The 15,907-nt window shown below is 67.1% G+C and carries 15 protein-coding genes; 10 read left to right on the top strand and 5 right to left on the bottom strand.

The window, feature by feature from the left end; all coding sequences use genetic code 11:
- Positions 1–183 precede the first annotated feature (183 nt).
- Entirely contained in the window at positions 184–1,395 is a 1,212-nt protein-coding gene (locus ACWGE0_RS44775) for an amidohydrolase (RefSeq protein ID WP_452266941.1), read from the top strand.
- 3 nt (positions 1,396–1,398) lie between these two features.
- Here ACWGE0_RS44775 and ACWGE0_RS44770 read toward each other — a convergent pair whose 3' ends face one another.
- Positions 1,399–2,538 (bottom strand): acyl-CoA dehydrogenase family protein, encoded by a 1,140-nt coding sequence (locus tag ACWGE0_RS44770; protein WP_452266940.1) that lies wholly within the window; start codon positions 2,536–2,538, stop codon positions 1,399–1,401.
- A gap of 82 nt (positions 2,539–2,620) precedes the next feature.
- Here ACWGE0_RS44770 and ACWGE0_RS44765 point away from each other — a divergent pair, with 82 nt between their 5' ends.
- From ACWGE0_RS44765 to ACWGE0_RS44745, 5 genes are all read left to right on the top strand, one after another.
- On the top strand, positions 2,621–3,211 hold the full coding sequence (locus ACWGE0_RS44765) for a TetR/AcrR family transcriptional regulator (protein ID WP_452266939.1): 591 nt from the start codon (positions 2,621–2,623) through the stop codon (positions 3,209–3,211).
- Positions 3,212–3,217: 6 nt separating this feature from the next.
- Positions 3,218–4,162, top strand: coding sequence for a carbohydrate kinase family protein (locus ACWGE0_RS44760; RefSeq protein ID WP_452266938.1), 945 nt, complete (start codon positions 3,218–3,220; stop codon positions 4,160–4,162).
- Between the two features lie 226 nt (positions 4,163–4,388).
- Positions 4,389–5,702 carry a citrate synthase gene (locus tag ACWGE0_RS44755; RefSeq protein ID WP_452266937.1) on the top strand — a complete coding sequence of 438 codons (1,314 nt, stop codon included), beginning with the start codon at positions 4,389–4,391 and terminating at the stop codon, positions 5,700–5,702.
- 79 nt (positions 5,703–5,781) lie between these two features.
- Positions 5,782–6,120, top strand: a complete 339-nt coding sequence (locus ACWGE0_RS44750; protein ID WP_452266936.1) for a hypothetical protein — start codon at positions 5,782–5,784, stop codon at positions 6,118–6,120.
- A 41-nt stretch (positions 6,121–6,161) separates the two neighbouring features.
- Positions 6,162–7,409 carry a cryptochrome/photolyase family protein gene (locus ACWGE0_RS44745; protein ID WP_452266935.1) on the top strand — a complete coding sequence of 416 codons (1,248 nt, stop codon included), beginning with the start codon at positions 6,162–6,164 and terminating at the stop codon, positions 7,407–7,409.
- Here ACWGE0_RS44745 and ACWGE0_RS44740 read toward each other — a convergent pair.
- Both ACWGE0_RS44740 and ACWGE0_RS44735 read right to left on the bottom strand, forming a co-directional pair.
- The gene (locus tag ACWGE0_RS44740) at positions 7,399–8,580 is read right to left on the bottom strand and encodes an ABC transporter permease (RefSeq protein WP_452266934.1); all 1,182 of its coding nucleotides are present in this window, start codon (positions 8,578–8,580) and stop codon (positions 7,399–7,401) included. The genes ACWGE0_RS44745 and ACWGE0_RS44740 overlap by 11 nt on opposite strands.
- Positions 8,577–9,485, bottom strand: coding sequence for an ABC transporter ATP-binding protein (locus ACWGE0_RS44735; protein ID WP_452266933.1), 909 nt, complete (start codon positions 9,483–9,485; stop codon positions 8,577–8,579). The genes ACWGE0_RS44740 and ACWGE0_RS44735 overlap by 4 nt, the downstream gene beginning before the upstream one ends.
- Positions 9,486–9,614: 129 nt before the next feature.
- Here ACWGE0_RS44735 and ACWGE0_RS44730 point away from each other — a divergent pair, with 129 nt between their 5' ends.
- The 3 genes from ACWGE0_RS44730 to ACWGE0_RS44720 are packed head-to-tail and all read left to right on the top strand — an operon-like array spanning position 9,615 to position 12,122.
- Entirely contained in the window at positions 9,615–10,067 is a 453-nt protein-coding gene (locus ACWGE0_RS44730; protein ID WP_452266932.1) for a YbaB/EbfC family nucleoid-associated protein, read from the top strand.
- Between the two features lie 19 nt (positions 10,068–10,086).
- Positions 10,087–10,398, top strand: a complete 312-nt coding sequence (locus ACWGE0_RS44725) for a type VII secretion target (protein WP_452266931.1) — start codon at positions 10,087–10,089, stop codon at positions 10,396–10,398.
- On the top strand, positions 10,395–12,122 hold the full coding sequence (locus ACWGE0_RS44720) for a WXG100 family type VII secretion target (protein ID WP_452266930.1): 1,728 nt from the start codon (positions 10,395–10,397) through the stop codon (positions 12,120–12,122). The genes ACWGE0_RS44725 and ACWGE0_RS44720 overlap by 4 nt, the downstream gene beginning before the upstream one ends.
- A 111-nt stretch (positions 12,123–12,233) precedes the next feature.
- Here the strand turns inward: ACWGE0_RS44720 and ACWGE0_RS44715 are convergent, their stop codons facing one another.
- Together ACWGE0_RS44715 and ACWGE0_RS44710 are read right to left on the bottom strand one after the other, a co-directional pair.
- Complete coding sequence (locus tag ACWGE0_RS44715) at positions 12,234–13,619, bottom strand: glycerol-3-phosphate dehydrogenase/oxidase (protein ID WP_452266929.1); 1,386 nt, start codon at positions 13,617–13,619, stop codon at positions 12,234–12,236.
- Positions 13,616–14,191, bottom strand: coding sequence for a TetR/AcrR family transcriptional regulator (locus tag ACWGE0_RS44710; RefSeq protein ID WP_452266928.1), 576 nt, complete (start codon positions 14,189–14,191; stop codon positions 13,616–13,618). Before ACWGE0_RS44710 ends, ACWGE0_RS44715 begins: the two co-directional genes overlap by 4 nt.
- Between ACWGE0_RS44710 and ACWGE0_RS44705 the strand changes: the two genes are divergently transcribed.
- On the top strand, positions 14,190–15,752 hold the full coding sequence (locus ACWGE0_RS44705) for an FAD-binding oxidoreductase (RefSeq protein ID WP_452266927.1): 1,563 nt from the start codon (positions 14,190–14,192) through the stop codon (positions 15,750–15,752). The two genes, ACWGE0_RS44710 and ACWGE0_RS44705, sit on opposite strands and share 2 nt — an antisense overlap.
- The last annotated feature ends 155 nt before the right edge of the window (positions 15,753–15,907 follow it).

Raw genomic sequence — 15,907 nt, 5'->3', positions numbered from 1 at the left:
CGTGTCGAGTTGACACCCCTGCCTGGTTGCAGCAAGTGCTGAGGCACGACTCGTGACGGGACCACCCACCGGAACCTCCCGTTTCAAGCGTAAGGACGCCTCGGCTTCGCCATCGGGTCGCCTCGCCTGCGGCATCGGGCTTGGGGTGGCCTGCGGCCGGGGTAACCGTTAGCGTTGCTAACCATGAACATCGCGATCACCGGTGGCTACGTCGTGCCCGTCGACGGGGAGCCTGTTGAGGGTGGCACTGTCCTGATTCAGGACGGGAAGATCGTTGCGGTTGGCGCTGACGTCGACATTCCGGATGGGATTGAGGTTGTCGACGCTGACGGGGCTTGGGTGCTGCCTGGCTTTGTCGAGGCGCACGGGCACATTGGTGTCCATGAAGAGGCCGAGGGGTGGGCTGGGCAGGACACCAACGAGATGACCGATCCCGTTGGGGCTCGGATGCGGGCGCTTGATGCGATCAACCCTGCTGATCTTGGCTTTGGGGATGCGCTCAGTGGTGGGGTTACCACGGCGGTGATCAAGCCTGGGTCGGGGAACCCGATTGGTGGGCAGACGGTTGCCGTGAAGTGTTGGGGGCGGACCGTTGACGAGATGTTGGTCAAGGAGCCGGTGAGCGTCAAGAGTGCGCTGGGGGAGAACCCCAAGCGGGTTTATGGCGACAAGGGGAAGTTGCCGTCCACTCGGCAAGGGGTTGCGGCGGTCATCCGGGACGAGTTGACCAAGGCGCAGGACTACCTGGCCAAGAAGGCCGAGGCTGAGGCTGACGGGAAGGCCTTTGACCGCAACAACACGTTGGAGATCCTCGGGAAGGTTCTGACCGGGGAGTTGCCTTGGTGTCAGCATGCGCATCGGGCGGACGACATCGCCACGGCCATTCGGCTGTCTGAGGAGTTCGGCTACAAGCTGATCCTCAACCACGGTACTGAGGGTCATCTGATCGCTGATCTCATTGCGGAGAAGCAGATTCCGGTGATCATCGGGCCGCTGTTCACGTCGCGGTCCAAAGTGGAGGTTCGGAATCGAGGGTTGCGGAACCCCGGGATTCTGGCACGGGCCGGGGTGGAGTTGGCGATCACGACCGACCATCCCGTTGTGCCGATTCACTTCTTGGTGCACCAGGCGACGTTGGCGGTGAAGGAAGGATTGGATCCCGAGGTGGCGATCCGGTCGTTGACGGTCAACCCGGCTCGGATCATGGGGTTGGACGATCGGGTTGGGGCTTTGAAGCCTGGACTTGATGGCGATGTGGTCATCTGGTCCGGGGATCCGCTGGACGTGATGAGCCGGGCGCTGCACGTGTACGTGCAGGGGCGTGAGGTTTACACGTTCGACGAGCGCAAGGGGGAAGGGGTCGTGGCCGACCCCTTCTACCGCGAGCGGGTGTAGCGGTTAGCGGAGGCCTCGGCCGATGACCAGGCGCTGGATTTGGTTGGTGCCTTCGAAGATTTGCAGGACCTTGGCCTCGCGCATGTAGCGCTCCACCGGGAAGTCGCGGGTGTAGCCGGCGCCGCCCAGCACCTGGACGGCGTCGGTGGTCACCTTCATGGCGGCGTCGGTGGCGATGAGTTTGGCGATGGAGGCCTGCTGGCGGAAGGGGAGGCCACGGTCGCGGCGGCGGGCTGCTGAGAGGTAGGTGGCTCGGGCGGATTCGACTGCTGCTGCCATGTCGGCCAGCAGGAATTCGAGGCCCTGGAACTCGATGATCGGGCGGCCGAACTGGGTTCGGGTTTTGGCGTAGGCGACGGCTTCGTCCAGGGCGGCTTGGGCCAGGCCCACTGCGCAGGCGGCGATGCCCAGGCGGCCGGAGTCCAAAGCGGACAGTGCGATTTTGAGGCCGTCGCCCTCGTTGCCGATGAGGCGGTCGGTGCCGAAGCGGACGTCGTCGAACTGCAGTTGTGCGGTGATGGAGCCGGTCAGGCCCATCTTGCGTTCTGGGGTGGCTGCGGTGAGGCCCTGGGTTTCGCCTGGGGCCAGGAAGCAGGAGATGCCTCGGCCCGCGTCTGGGGACGTGCGGGCCATGAGGGTGTAGAAGTCGGCGGCGCCGGCGTGGGTGATCCACGCCTTGGTGCCGTTCACGACGTATTCGTTGCCCTTGCGGACGGCTCGGGTCGACATGGCGGCCGGGTCGGAGCCCGCCTGGACCTCGGAGAGGGCGTAGCCGCCCAGGAGTTCGCCTTCGAGCATTTCGGGGAGCCAGCGGTCCTGCTGGTCGCGGGTGCCGAAGGTGGCCAGGCCGTAGCAGGACATGACGTGCACGGAGAGGCCCACGGCGACGGTCATCCAGGCTGAGGCGACCTCTTCGAGGGCCTGGAGGTACACCTCGTAGGGCTGCTCGCCGCCGCCGAACTCCTCCGGGTACGGCAGGCCCAGCAGGCCTGACCTGCCCAGCAGGCGGAACGCGTCGCGGGGGAACTTCTCGTTCTCCTCGGCGTCCGCGGCGTGTGGCTTCAGCTCGTCCCGCGCGATCTCCTTGACCAGCGCGATCAGGTCCTCGGCCTCTTGCGTGGGGAGCAACCGCTCGGCGGGCATCGTCGACCTCCGGTGTGTACTGGTAACTGTACTGTAGGACGTACGCCAGTACAGTTGCCAGTGAGTGTGGCAGGGTCGACTCATGACGCGGGCTCTCACGCAGCGGCAGGCTGAGCTGCTCACCCGGATGGAAGCTCTCTTTCTCACGGAGGGCTTCGGTCATCTCACGCTGGATGACATCGCGGGCAGGTTGCGCTGCTCGAAATCGACGCTGTACGCGCTCGCCGGCAGCAAGGAGCAGTTGGCCGTCCGGGTGGTCGGGCGGTACTTCAAGGGTGCCGCCGAGCGCATCGAGAAGCGCATTGCGGGCCTTGTTGACGTGCGCAAACGCATCGGGAGCTACCTGGCGGGCGCTGCGGAGGAGTTGAACAAGGCCTCGGCGGCGTTCATCGCGGACGTGTCCGACTTTCCGCCGACGCGGGCGACGTACGAGCGCAACGCGCGGGCTGCGGCCGAGCGCATCAAGGCGTTCATCCAGGACGGGGTCGAGCGGCACGTGTTCCGCGAGGTGCACGCGACGCTGTTCGCCGAGATGGCCGGGTTGCTCATCGAGAGCATCCAGACGGGTGTCCTCACGAAACGGGCAGGCGTTTCGGACGCCGAGGCGTTCACCGCACTGGGCGAACTGTTGTTGGATGGGCTCCAGAGGACGGGTGCTTCCCCAAAGGAGTAAAACGCTGTGATCGTGGTTGCTGGTGAGGCACTGGTCGACATGGTGCCGGTGGGGGACGACGAGCTCACGCCGCTCGCGCCCAAGCTGGGCGGCGGGCCGTACAACGTGGCCGTCGCGCTCGGCCGGCTCGACGTGCCGACGGCCTTCCTGTCGCGCGTCTCGACCGACCACTTCGGCGAGCAGCTGATCAAGCGGCTGCACGCCTCGCAGGTGGCCACGGATCTGGTCCAACGTGGACCGGAGAACACCACGCTCGCCGTCGTCGGGCTGGCCGACGACGGGTCCGCGCGCTACTCGTTCTACGTCGACGGCACCGCCGACCGGCTCGTCGAGGATCCTGGTCCGCTGCCCACCGAGGCGAAGGCCGTGTCGTTCGGCACGCTGTCGTTGGTGCTGGAGCCTGGCGCGTCCGCTTACGAGACGGTGCTGCGGCGGGAGAGCAAGCGCTTGCTCGTCGCGCTCGACCCCAACATCCGGGCAGGGCTGATCGACGATCCGGGCGCCTACCGCAAGCGGTTCCTGTCGTGGCTGCCGGACGTCGGGTTGCTGAAGCTGTCCGTCGAGGACGCGCGGTGGCTGGCGGAGGACAGCGACGTCCAAGGGGACGTGATCGAGATCGCACGGTCCTGGATTTCACAGGGACCGGCCGCTGTCGTGCTGACGAAAGGTGGCGACGGTCTGTCAGTGATCACCGCCACCGGCCAGGTCGACGTGCCACCCGTGAAGGTGGACGTGGTCGACACGATCGGGGCCGGCGACACGGTGCAAGGTGCCCTGCTCGCGTGGTTGCACGACCACGACGCGTTGAGCGTGGAGAAGGTTCGTTCGCTCACAAGCGATGAATGGACCGACGCATTGACGTACGCCGGTGCCGCCGCCGCGATCACATGTTCCCGCGCTGGTGCCGAACCGCCCTTTGCGAGCGAACTCACCGCCGCGTTGGGTGGATAAAACCGGCGATCGGACTACCGTGGGGTAGCCGCGCTAGAAACTGGCATTACGGATGTGATGCCGGTCCCATCTCTCAGAATCGGTTCACACCGCTGCTGCGAGGCGGGCCTTCCGCCGACTAGCGTGAGTGAACTTAGAAGACTCAGATCCCAACGGGGTGGTCCGAGACGACGGCAGGCCCAGCGTGGCCTACCGCCACCCCGTCCGAGCGTTGAGAGGGACTTGAATGCCCGACGCGACGACTGCGCCGACCGACCCACAGACCGTCGCGCTGCGCCACGGGGACGCAGAGCTCGAGATGAAGGTGGTGCGGGCGTCCGAAGGCGCGTCCGGCATCGATCTCGGCAAGCTGCTGTCGACCACCGGTCTGGTAACCCTGGACACCGGTTTCGTCAACACGGCCTCCTGCTCCTCCGAGATCACCTACATCGACGGTGACGCCGGAATTCTGCGTTACCGCGGGTATCCGATCGAGCAGTTGGCCGCGCGTTCGAACTTCGCGGAGGTCAGCTACCTCCTGATCTACGGTGAGCTGCCGACCGCCGCCCAGCTCGAGGACTTCACTTCCAAGATCAGCAGGCACACGCTGCTGCACGAGGACCTCAAGCGCTTCTTCGACGGCTTCCCGCGTGACGCGCACCCGATGCCGGTGCTGTCGTCCGCGGTCTCCGCGCTGTCGACCTTCTACCAGGACTCGCTGTCGCCGTTCGACGCGAACCAGGTGGAGATCTCCACGATCCGCCTGCTGGCGAAGCTTCCGACCATCGCGGCCTACGCGTACAAGAAGTCGGTCGGTCAGCCGTTCCTCTACCCGGACAACTCGCTTGGCCTGGTGGAGAACTTCCTGCGGATGACCTTCGGCTTCCCGGCCGAGGCCTACGACCTCGACCCGGACCTGGTCCGCGCGCTCGACCTGCTGTTCATCCTGCACGCCGACCACGAGCAGAACTGCTCCACGTCGACCGTGCGCCTGGTCGGCTCGTCCGAGGCGAACCTCTTCGCGTCCATCTCGGCCGGCATCAACGCCCTGTTCGGCCCGCTGCACGGCGGCGCGAACAGCGCGGTGCTCGAGATGCTCGAGAAGATCAAGGCCGACGGCGGCGACGTGAAGGCGTTCGTCAACAAGGTCAAGAACAAGGAGGACGGCGTCCGCCTGATGGGCTTCGGCCACCGGGTCTACAAGAACTACGACCCGCGTGCCGCGATCATCAAGAAGACGGCCGACGAGATCCTCAACAAGCTCGGCGCCGACGACCAGCTGCTCGACATCGCGAAGCAGCTGGAAGAGGCCGCCCTGAGCGACGAGTACTTCATCTCCCGCAAGCTCTACCCGAACGTGGACTTCTACACGGGTCTGATCTACCGGGCGATGGGCTTCCCGACCAAGTTCTTCACCGTGCTGTTCGCGCTCGGCCGGCTCCCCGGCTGGATCGCGCACTGGCGCGAGATGATCAACGACCCGGCCACCAAGATCGGCCGTCCGCGGCAGATCTACACCGGCCCGACCGAGCGTGACTTCATCGCGATGGAAAACCGCTGATCACGGGCTAGTTCTTCTCGTAGGCTGAAGGCGCGTCGCCACTGGCGGCGCGCCTTTCGCGTTGTCCTGGGGGTGGGGCGTGACGGACGTGCGGGCCGAGGTGGCCCGGTTGTACGGACAGCACAGGAAGATGCGGTACCCGAACGGCCAGCGCGGCATGGAGGTCGCGGGCGTCGAACTGATCCTGGTCGACGCGGACGCCGCCGGCTGCGTCTCCGGCTGGCTGAAGAGCCGTGATGGCCTCGATGACCACCTCCTCTGGTGGGCGCCGCGCTGCCTCGACGACCTGCGCAAAGTGGTGCCGGTGTTCGCTGATCCGCGATCGGGGTACTACCGGCCCTACGCCGTCCACTACTACGGCCGGCTCCTGCGAATGGTCCAGCTGATCACTCTCGAGCTCGTGGCCGAGGTCGCCTGAGCGCTCGTTGTGCAGACCGGCACCGGCCGCTTTAGCGTCGAGTGGTGAGTTCTTCCCCGTCGCTCGTCTGGTTCCGCCGAGATTTGCGGACATCCGATCATCCCGCGATTCTTGCCGCCGCGGAAAGGTCACCTCGCGCGCTCGCGCTATTCGTTCTCGACGACAGGTTGCTGAAACCTTCCGGACAGCCGCGAATCGATTTCCTGCACCGGTGTTTGCACGCGTTGAGCGATCAGCTCGGCGGGCGGTTGATGGTCGTGCACGGCGACCCGGTGAAGGTGGTTCCGCGCGTCGCGAAGGAGATCGGGGCGGAGAGCGTCCACATCACCGCGGACTGCGCGCCGTACGGGCGCCGCAGGGACGAGGCCGTCGAGGAAGCGTTGGGGGACATCGAACTCGTCCGCTCCGGCTCGCCCTACGCGGTGACGCCCGGGCGGGTGCGCAAGCAGGACGGCACGCCGTTCAAGGTCTTCACGCCGTTCCGCAACGCCTGGCTCGACCACGGCTGGCGAAAGCCTGCCGACACCGATGCGTCCACTCTGGACTGGATCGAACCTGGGCACAGCACGAAACTTCCGGCGATCGACGAAGAACTCCCCGATGCGCAGCAGCTCTGGGAGGAGTTCCGCGACGAACGGCTGGAGGACTACGACAACACCCGTGACCGGCCGGACCTCGACGCGACGAGCAGGATGTCGGCGTTCCTGAGGTGGGGCGTGCTGCATCCCAGGACGTTGCTGGAGGACTGCGACGGCACGTTCCGCAGTGAGCTCGCTTGGCGTGAGTTCTACGCCGATGTGTTGTGGCACAAGCCGGAGACCGCGCGTGAGAACTACGACCGCAAGTTCGACCGGATGCGGCACGACAACGACGAGGAGCTGTTCGAGGCCTGGACGCAGGGGCGCACCGGCTACCCGATCGTCGACGCCGGGATGCGGCAGCTGCTGCAGGAAGGCTTCATGCACAACCGGGTGCGCATGATCGTGGCGAGCTTCCTGGTCAAGGACCTGCACCTGCCGTGGTGGTGGGGTGCGCGGCACTTCATGATGCACCTGATCGACGGCGACATCGCCTCGAACCAGCACAACTGGCAGTGGGTCGCCGGCTGCGGCACGGACGCCGCGCCCTTCTTCCGCATCTTCAACCCGGCCACGCAGGCCAAGAAGTTCGACCCGGACGGCGCGTACGTGCGCAGGTACGCGCCGGACTCGCTGGACATCCCGCCGATCGTGGACCACGCGGTCGAACGCCAGGTCGCGCTCGACCGCTACCAGGCCGTCAAATCCTGAGCGCCTCGCGGAGCTTGACGCGGGCGCCGGTCCTCAGCACGGCGTTCGCGTAGACCTTGCCGCCCAGCCAGGTGATCGCCGCGATGGCCGCCAGGGCGAACACGATCGAGAGCAGCACCTGCCACGTCGGCGCGACGCCCAGTGCCATCCGCCCCGGCATCAGGATCGGGGCGAACGGCGGCAGCAACGACAACACGGTGACGGTGGGGCCGGAGGGGCTGCCGATCATCAGGTTGATGCCGGCGACGAACGCCACGATGATCGTCATGCTGATCGGCGTCAACACCGACTGCAGTTCCTCCTGCCGTGACACCAACGACGCGGCGGCCGCGAAAACGGTGGCGTACAAGAAGAATCCGAGCAGGTACCAGAGCACGCCGATCAGCAGTGCGGTGCCGCCCAGCGCGCTCACGTCTATCACGTCGAACGCCGACGAGAGCCCGAGGCCGACCGTGGAGATCACCAGCAGCTGCAGCAGGCCGACCGCGCCGAGCCCGATCACCTTGCCCAGCAACAACTGCCACGGTCGCACGGTCGCGAGCAGGATCTCGACGACCCTGCTGGATTTCTCCTCGACCACGCCCTGCGCGACCATCGTGCCGTAGACCAGCAGCGAGTAGTACAGCAGCGCGGCCACGATCAACCCGATCGCGAGACGCTGACCTCGTTGCGGGTCAACGGGTTCCAGCGCGGTCACGGCGACCTTGACGTTCGCCAGGCTCTGCGCCACGTCCTGCGGAGTCCTGCCCGTCTCGGCGAGCTGTGCGATCAGCACCTGCTGGCGCAGCACGTCGTTCAGCGCGGTGGTCAGCACGTCGTCGCCGGAGCCCTTGACGATCATCTTCAGCTCCGGCGGCGCGCCGGTGACCAGGGCGTCCAGCGAGCCGTCGCGGACCTGCTGCTCGGCGTCGCCCATCGTCGTGACGTCCCGCGTCTCGACGTCGATGCCGAACGCCTTCGCCTTCTCCCGCAACGGATCCGCGAGCTGCGTCGCCTGGCCGGACAGCCCGACGACGCTGCGCTGCTGGTCGTCGAACAGGAACGACTGGAGCACCACGTACCCGGCGAGCACGGCGATGATCACCGCCGTGCCGATCAGGAACGACCTCGTGCGCACCTTCGTGACGAACTCGCGCTTGGCCACCAACGACACTTCTCGAGCCGCGGTCATGCGCTCCTCGCCTCGGTGGTCACCACGTTGCGGAACAGCTCGGTCAGCGAGGGCCGCTGCCGGGAGAACTCGTGCACGGGACCTGCGGCGAGCGCGGCGTGCAGCACGGACTGGTCGTCCACGCCGTCAGCGAGTTCGAGCACGCAACGCGTCCCGTTCTTCTCGATCACCCGCACGCCATCAAGGGTGGCAGTCCACTCGGTCGTTGGCGACTCAACGACCAGACGCGACACCCCGCCGGACCGAAGTTCATCCACTGTTCCCACGGCGACCATCGAGCCCGCGCTGACGATGCCGACCCGGTCGCACAGCCGTTCCACCAGGTCGAGCTGGTGGCTGGAGAACACCACGGGCACGCCGGCGGACGCCTTCTCCCGCAGCACCTGGCTCATCAGGTCCACCGCGACCGGGTCGAGGCCGGAGAACGGCTCGTCGAGCACCAGCACGTCCGGCTCGTGCACCAGCGCGGCGGCCAGCTGGACGCGCTGCTGGTTGCCGAGGCTCAGTCGCTGCACCTCGTCCGTGCGGCGGTCGCGCAACCCGAGGCGCGCGATCCAGTTCTCCGCGCTCGTGTGTGCCACGTTGGTGCTCATGCCGTGCAGCTCGGCCAGGTAGACGAGCTGGTCGAGCACCTTCATGCGCGGGTAGAGGCCGCGTTCCTCCGGCATGTAACCGATGCGGCGCCGCGTGTCGAGATCGACGGTTCTTCCGTTCCACCGCACCTCGCCGGAGTCGGCCGCGAGCACGCCCAGCGCGATCCGCATGGTCGTGGTCTTCCCGGCGCCGTTGCTGCCGACGAAACCGAAGAGCTCGCCCGCACGCACGTCGAAAGACATGTTCCGCAGGGCGACGACCTCTCCGTAGCGCTTGGAGACCGCGTCGATCTCCAGCACTCCCTCAGGCACGGTGAACCCCTTCGTTAGCCCGTCTGGCGGTAATCGGACTGAAAGTATCGGTGGGCAGGGAACGAGTGAAACGATACGGGCGTCTACGGCGAATCGAACGAACGACCAATTCACTCAACGGGGGTGACCATGCAGCCCATTGACCCGGATCAGTGGCTCGCGCAGTACGGGGCCAAGATCGAGCAGGCGAAGCAGAACGCCGAACAGGCCCGCGACCAGCTCGGTGGTGTGGGCGGGAGCGCTAGCTCCCCGGACGGCCTGATCACGGTGACAGTTAACGCTACCGGCGTGCTGACCGATCTCCAGATCAAGCCGGAAGCCCGCGGCATGGACCCCAGTGAGATCGCCTCCGCCGTGCTCACAGCCTCGTCAAAGGCCCAGCGGGACGCCTCCGGCCGGGTCGTGCAGATCATGACGGACTTCGTCGGCGACAGCCCGGCCCTCGAGTTCGTGAAGGCACAGATGCCGAACGGATACGCGGGCGACGGAACCGATGAGGAAGAACCGAAGTCGGAGTTGGAGCGCAAGGACGTGCGGCCCGACGACGAGTACTTCACCAACCCGCCCGACGTCATGGCCTGAGTGCAGGAGGGGGTAGGCGATGCAGTCAACACACTTCAACATCGATCTCGACGAGCTGAGATCCCACGCCAAGAACGTGGACAGGCTCATGGAGCGGATGCGCAAGGCCACCGAGACGTGCGATCCCGGTGCGCTCACGACCGAGGCGTTCGGCGTCTTCCTCGGGTTCCTGGCCCAGAACGTCCTCGAGCGGGCCGGCCTGTCGCAGGACATGCTCGGCAAGGCCGCGAACTCGCTGATGGACATGGGCACCGGTCTCAAGGAGACCGTCGAGCAGTACGAGCAGGTCGACCTCGACACCATGTTCGGCTTCAAGGGAGGCCGGGGATGAGCGCCCCAGCGTCGCAGGCCAAGGGCACCGACCCTCAGCAGCTGATCAGCACCATCTCCAACACGTACTCCGCCATCGAGCGGGGTGACTGGGTCGCGGGCGGCCTCGGCATCGCGAACTCGGCGATGGGCATCGTGGGCATGGCCTCGAACCCGCTGAGCGGCTTCCTCTCCGCCGGGTTCAGCTGGGCCATCAACCACGTCGACTTCCTGCGCGAGCCGTTCGACGTCCTGCTCGGCAGCCCGGAGTCCATCGCGAAGATGGCGCAGTCCTTCCGGAACGCGGGCCAGCAGGTGCACGGCCTCGCGACCGAGTACGAGAAGATCTGCGTCTCCCAGACCCGCCAGTGGCAGGGCAGGGCGGCCGAGGGCTACCGCGCCGCGGCCAAGAAGCACGCCGGTGGCATGGAGACGCTCGCCAAGTCGGTCGACGGCATCGCCGGGGCGGTCGAGGGCGCCGGCCAGCTCGTCGGCACGGTTCGCAAGATGATCATGGACCTGATCAGCCAGGCCGTCTCGGACATGGTCATGAAGATCATCCAGTGGCTGGCGGCCTCGTTCCTCACCTTCGGCGCTGCCATCGCGGGCGCGATCGCGGACATCGTGACCACCGCGGTCAACTACGCGAAGAAGCTCGCCGACTTCCTGCAAAAGCTCGTCGGCTCCGTGCAGAAGCTGATGAACCTGATCAAGCAGGTCTCGCAGATCGCCAAGGTCGCCGAGCAGGTCATCGACGCGATCTCCTCGATGGCGCAGAAGGGTGGCGGGGGCGGCGCCGGTGGCACCGTCCGGCCCACCCAGGGCGGCTTCGACGGCATCCGCGCCGACCAGCAGGACCGCGCGTCCGCCGGTGCGGGCGGCACGTACACGAGCGGTGCGACCGGCGTTCCCGGCAGCACCGGGCTGAGTCAGTCCGGTGCCGGCTCCCAGGCCAACCCCTTCGCCCCGGTCGCCGGTGGTGGCTCGGGCGGTGCTCCGGCTGGATGGGGCGTCGGCGCTGGTGCCGGTGGCCAGGTGACGCCGTTCCAGCCCGTGGCCGGTCAGCCGGGCAACCAAACCGGTACGCGACCGCCCGGTGGCGGCTCCGGTTCGGGTGGCCAGGTCAGCCCTCCGCCCAGCCTCGGTTCCGGCCCGGGCTCTGGTTCGGGTTCCGGCACCGGTGCGGGCTCTGGTCAGGGCCGTTGGGTGCCGGGTCACTGGGAGCCGGACACGACCACGCAGGCCGGCGGCAGCGGCTTGACCAAGCCCCCGACGTTCCACTCCTCCACGCCGCCGTCGCTGGCGAACTCCGAGTGGCACCGCCCGACGACCACTGACCACAGCGCGACCGCGGCTTCGGCCGGTGGCGGCGGTGGTGGTGGCGGCGGAGGCGGCGGCATCCCCAAGGGCGGCGGCGGTGGTGGCGGCATGCCCGCCGGCTTCGGCGGCGGCCCGGCCGGTGGCGGTGGTGCCGGTGGTACCGCGGCGACGCAGTTCGGTGGCGCGGCCGGTGTCATGGCGGCCGGTGGTGCCGGTGGCGCCGCGGCTGCTGGTGGCGGCGCACCGCACGGACCTGGCGGTGGCGGCTCCGGTGGTGCCGGCGGCGGCATGATGGGCGGCGCTCCGATGGGCGCTGCCGGTGGCCAGCAGGGCGGCGGCAGCGGTGAGCACAAGCGGAAGGTGCGGATCGAGGGCGAGGCGCTGGTCGACCCGCCCAAGGCCGCGAAGCCGGTCATCGGCGAGTGATCCTGCCCGGAGTGATCATGCCCTGGGTGATCCTGCGCTGAGTGATCCTTGCGCTGAGAACGGGGCGTCCCTTTGCGGGGGCGCCCCGTTTTCTTTGTGCGGCAACGGTTTCTAGACAGCGGCCAGGAGCTTGGCGATCTCTGGCGCCGCCTTCTCCCGGTCGGCGGGCACCAGGCCGATGCGCGTGCGCCGGTCGAGGATGTCGTCGGCGTCCAGCGCGCCCTCGTGGTTGATCGCGTGGACGACGTCGGCCTCGGTGACGCCCGGTGCGATCGGGGTGGTCGGCAGCGGCCTGTCGTCGACCAGGCGGATGTCCTTGGTGCGGCAGGGGAGTTGCGTCAGGTTCGTCGCGTTCACCGCGTCCGCCGCCATCTTGCGGTAGGTGGTGAGCTTGCCGCCGACGACCGTGATCACGCCGTTCGGGGCGGTGAGCACGGCGTGGTGGCGGGAGAGATCGGCGGTCTGGCCCTCGGCCTCGAGCAGCGGGCGCAGGCCGGCGTAGCTGCCGATGACGTCCGCCCGGGTCAGTTCCCGTTGCAGGACCCCGGAAGCCGTCCTGAGCAGGAAGTCCACATCGGACTCGGGGACCGTCGGCACGTCCGGGATCTCGTCGACCGGTTCGTCGGTGAGGCCGAGGTACGCGCGGCCGTTCGCCTGGGGCAGCAGGAGTGCGTAGCGGTTGCGCTCGCCGGGCACCGGGATCGTCAGCGCTGTTTCGCTGAGGCCGACGGACTTCGCGTCCACCACCAGGTGTGAGCCGCGGGACGGCTTGAGCTGCACCGGTGCGAGCGTGCCGGCCCAGACGCCCGTCGCGTTGATCACCGCTTTGGCCTTGATGGTGAACGTGGTGCCGGTGAGGGTGTCGTGCACCTCGGCACCATCGCCTTGCAGCGTGATGACTTTCGCGCGCGTGATGATGCGAGCGCCGAACCCGGCGGCGGTGCGCGCGAGGGCGACGACCAGGCGTGCGTCGTCGACGAGCTGGCCGTCGTAGTTGAGCAGCCCGCCGATGAGGTTGTCGGGGCTCAGTCCGGGAACCAGTGCCAGCGCCTCCTGCTTGGGCACGCGCCGCGGCCTGGGCAGCACGCTGGCGGGCGTGCCGGCGGCGATGCGCAGGGCGTTGCCCGCCTTGAGCCCGGCCATCACGAAGTGGTTCGCGTTGGTGTGCAACGGGAAGAGCATCGGCAGCGTGCGGGTGAGGTGCGGCGCCGTTCTGGTCATCAGGATGCCGCGCTCGACCGCGCTCTCGTGGGCGAGCTTCACGTCGCCTTTGGCCAGGTAGCGCAGGCCACCGTGGACGAGCTTGCTGGACCACCGCGAGGTCCCGAACGCCAGGTCGTGCGCCTCGAGCAGCACGGTCTTGAGGCCACGTGATGCCGCGTCGAGCGCGACGCCCGTGCCGGTGACCCCGCCGCCGATCACGAGCACGTCGGCGACTTCCTGTTGTGCTGCTTCGAGGTCTTGTGCGCGCCGGGCGGCGTTCAGGGAGGTGTTCACGGTTTCAGCGCCCCGTCCAGTTGCTTGCCCAGCTCGTCCAGCAGCGAGGTGAAGTCGAGCCCGGACGTGGCGGGCCTGGTGGAGAGCACCATCGACTGCGTCGTCAGCAACACCACGCGCGCCTGCGTCTTGGCGTCCCCGAACCGGATCGACCCGTCGAGGTGGCCGGCCTCGATCTGTCCGACGAGGAACTGCTCGACCAGCCGCTGCGTGCTGCCGAGCCGGTCGGTGAGGTACGGCAGCATCAGGTCCGCGTCGAGCTGGAGCACCCGCTGCATGAGCGGGTTGCCCGACAGCAGCCGGATGGCGTCCTTGGCCCTGCTGACGAGCTGCTCGCGGGCGTTGCCCCGTCCGCTGGACTGTTCGACCTCCTCCAGCAGTGCGGCGAACTCACGGGTCATGAGTGCGCGCACCAGGTGGTCGACGTCGGGGTAGCGGCGGTAGAGCGTCATGCGGCTCACGCCGGCGCGTTTTGCCACGTCGGTGAGGGTGGTTCGGCGTACCCCCACCTCCAGAACACACTCACGGGTGGCGTCGAGCAATGCGTCGTGGGTGTGACGTTGAGACGTCATGTGTCACACTGTAGCAGTGACCAGGGCTAGATGGACCACTGAGACCGTGCCTTTGCCGCCGCACGCGCTGGCTTGGTTGAGTCAGCGGGTTGGGTTGGGGGAGCCGTTCGTCGAGGTGCCGGTGTCGGTGCCTGAATCTGAGCTGTCCGAGGACGCTTTCACGGCGTTGGAGGCTGTCAGCACGATCAGCTTGGATCCTGCTGATCGGCTTGGGCGGGCTGGTGGGCTGTCGTACCTGGATCTGTTGCGGCATCGGGGGCATGGGGCTGTTGCTGTACCTGATGCTGTGGTGCAGCCGGCCACGCCTGACGAAGTTGTCGAGGTGTTGTCGGTTTGCGTTGAGCATGACGTTGCTGTGGTGCCGTTTGGTGGTGGCACTTCAGTTGTTGGTGGGGTTGAGGCTCTGCGTGGGGCCAAGTCGGCTGTGGTGGCGTTGGACTTGGCCGGGTTGGGGTCGTTGGTTTCGGTTGACCTGGTGTCTCGGGTTGCTGTGTTGCAGGCCGGGGTTACTGGGCCTGAAGCCGAGAGGTTGTTGGGGGAGCACGGGTTCACGCTCGGGCATGTGCCGCAGTCGTTCGAGCGGGCCACTGTCGGTGGGTTCGCTGCCACTCGGTCGGCTGGGCAGGCTTCTTCCGGGTATGGCCGGTTTGAGGACATGGTCGAGTCGGTGCGGGTGGCGACTCCTGTTGGGGAGTGGGTTGTCGGGGCTGCGCCGGCTTCTGCTGCTGGGCCTGATCTGAAGCAGCTGGTGTTGGGCAGTGAGGGGATTTTTGGGGTTATTACCGAGGTGTCGGTGCGGGTTCGGCCCAAGCCGTACGGGCCTCGGTATGAGGGGTTTGTGGTTGATGGGTGGGAGGCTGGGGCCGAGTTGGTCAGGGCCCTGGCTCAGGACGGCGTGCTGGCGGATATCACGCGTCTGTCCGATGAGGATGAGACTGAGGTTGCCCTGGAACTGGCTGGGGCCAAGGCTTCTGCGTTGAAGAAGTACCTGCGGTTCAGGGGAGTCAAGCGACCCTGCCTGGTGATTCTCGGGTGGGAGTGCCGGTCTCGGACGGCGACTATGAGTGCGTTGAGTGGGAAGAAAGTTGTGCGGCTGGGGCGGGCTATGGGGGCTTCCTGGCTGCATGGGCGGTTTAACGGGCCTCGGCAGCGGGATGCGTTGTTGGATGCTGGGGTTTGTGTTGAGACGTTGGAGACTGCCACGCACTGGTCTCGGGTTTCGGAGTTGCGGGAGGCCGTGCGGGGGGCGTTGACCGCGGAATTGGGGAATCCTGTGGTGATGTGCCATGTCTCGCATGCTTATGAGACTGGGGCTTCGTTGTATTTCACGGTGTTGGTGCCTCGGGATCTTGAGGATCCGGTGGGGCAGTGGGAGAGGGCTAAGGTTGCGGCTTCGGACGCCATCTCGCGGCTCGGCACGATCACTCACCATCACGCGGTCGGTCGCGATCATCAGCCGTGGTTGGAGAAGGAGATCGGGTCCATTGGCATCGACGTGCTTCGCGCCGTCAAGGATCGGCTGGATCCGACTGGGATTCTCAACCCCGGGAAGCTTCTTTAGGAGTGCGCCTGGTCCGTAGGTGGTTGGGTTGCGGGCGGCGAGTTCCTGTTGAGTGCTTCCCCTGGGGGCGCTGCCCCCAGACCCCCGCCAATCTGATCTGGGGGTGCCTTCGCCGTGCGTGGGTTGATGGCACGCCTGTTGCGTTGGGCGGAGTT

The sequence above is a fragment of the Lentzea sp. NPDC054927 genome, assembly GCF_053610285.1.
The sequence above is the reverse complement of the archived record's forward strand: the minus strand, read 5'-3'. Positions and strand labels throughout refer to the sequence as shown.

What these genes read in the sequence shown, in the direction of transcription:
- ACWGE0_RS44755 (WP_452266937.1), top strand. Translation starts at nt 4,389, where the DNA reads ATGCCCGACGCGACGACTGCGCCGACCGACCCACAGACCGTCGCGCTG.
- ACWGE0_RS44705 (WP_452266927.1), top strand. Translation starts at nt 14,190, where the DNA reads ATGTGTCACACTGTAGCAGTGACCAGGGCTAGATGGACCACTGAGACC.
- ACWGE0_RS44720 (WP_452266930.1), top strand. Translation starts at nt 10,395, where the DNA reads ATGAGCGCCCCAGCGTCGCAGGCCAAGGGCACCGACCCTCAGCAGCTG.
- ACWGE0_RS44775 (WP_452266941.1), top strand. Translation starts at nt 184, where the DNA reads ATGAACATCGCGATCACCGGTGGCTACGTCGTGCCCGTCGACGGGGAG.
- ACWGE0_RS44770 (WP_452266940.1), bottom strand. Translation starts at nt 2,538, where the DNA reads ATGCCCGCCGAGCGGTTGCTCCCCACGCAAGAGGCCGAGGACCTGATC.
- ACWGE0_RS44740 (WP_452266934.1), bottom strand. Translation starts at nt 8,580, where the DNA reads ATGACCGCGGCTCGAGAAGTGTCGTTGGTGGCCAAGCGCGAGTTCGTC.
- ACWGE0_RS44730 (WP_452266932.1), top strand. Translation starts at nt 9,615, where the DNA reads ATGCAGCCCATTGACCCGGATCAGTGGCTCGCGCAGTACGGGGCCAAG.
- ACWGE0_RS44725 (WP_452266931.1), top strand. Translation starts at nt 10,087, where the DNA reads ATGCAGTCAACACACTTCAACATCGATCTCGACGAGCTGAGATCCCAC.
- ACWGE0_RS44710 (WP_452266928.1), bottom strand. Translation starts at nt 14,191, where the DNA reads ATGACGTCTCAACGTCACACCCACGACGCATTGCTCGACGCCACCCGT.
- ACWGE0_RS44765 (WP_452266939.1), top strand. Translation starts at nt 2,621, where the DNA reads ATGACGCGGGCTCTCACGCAGCGGCAGGCTGAGCTGCTCACCCGGATG.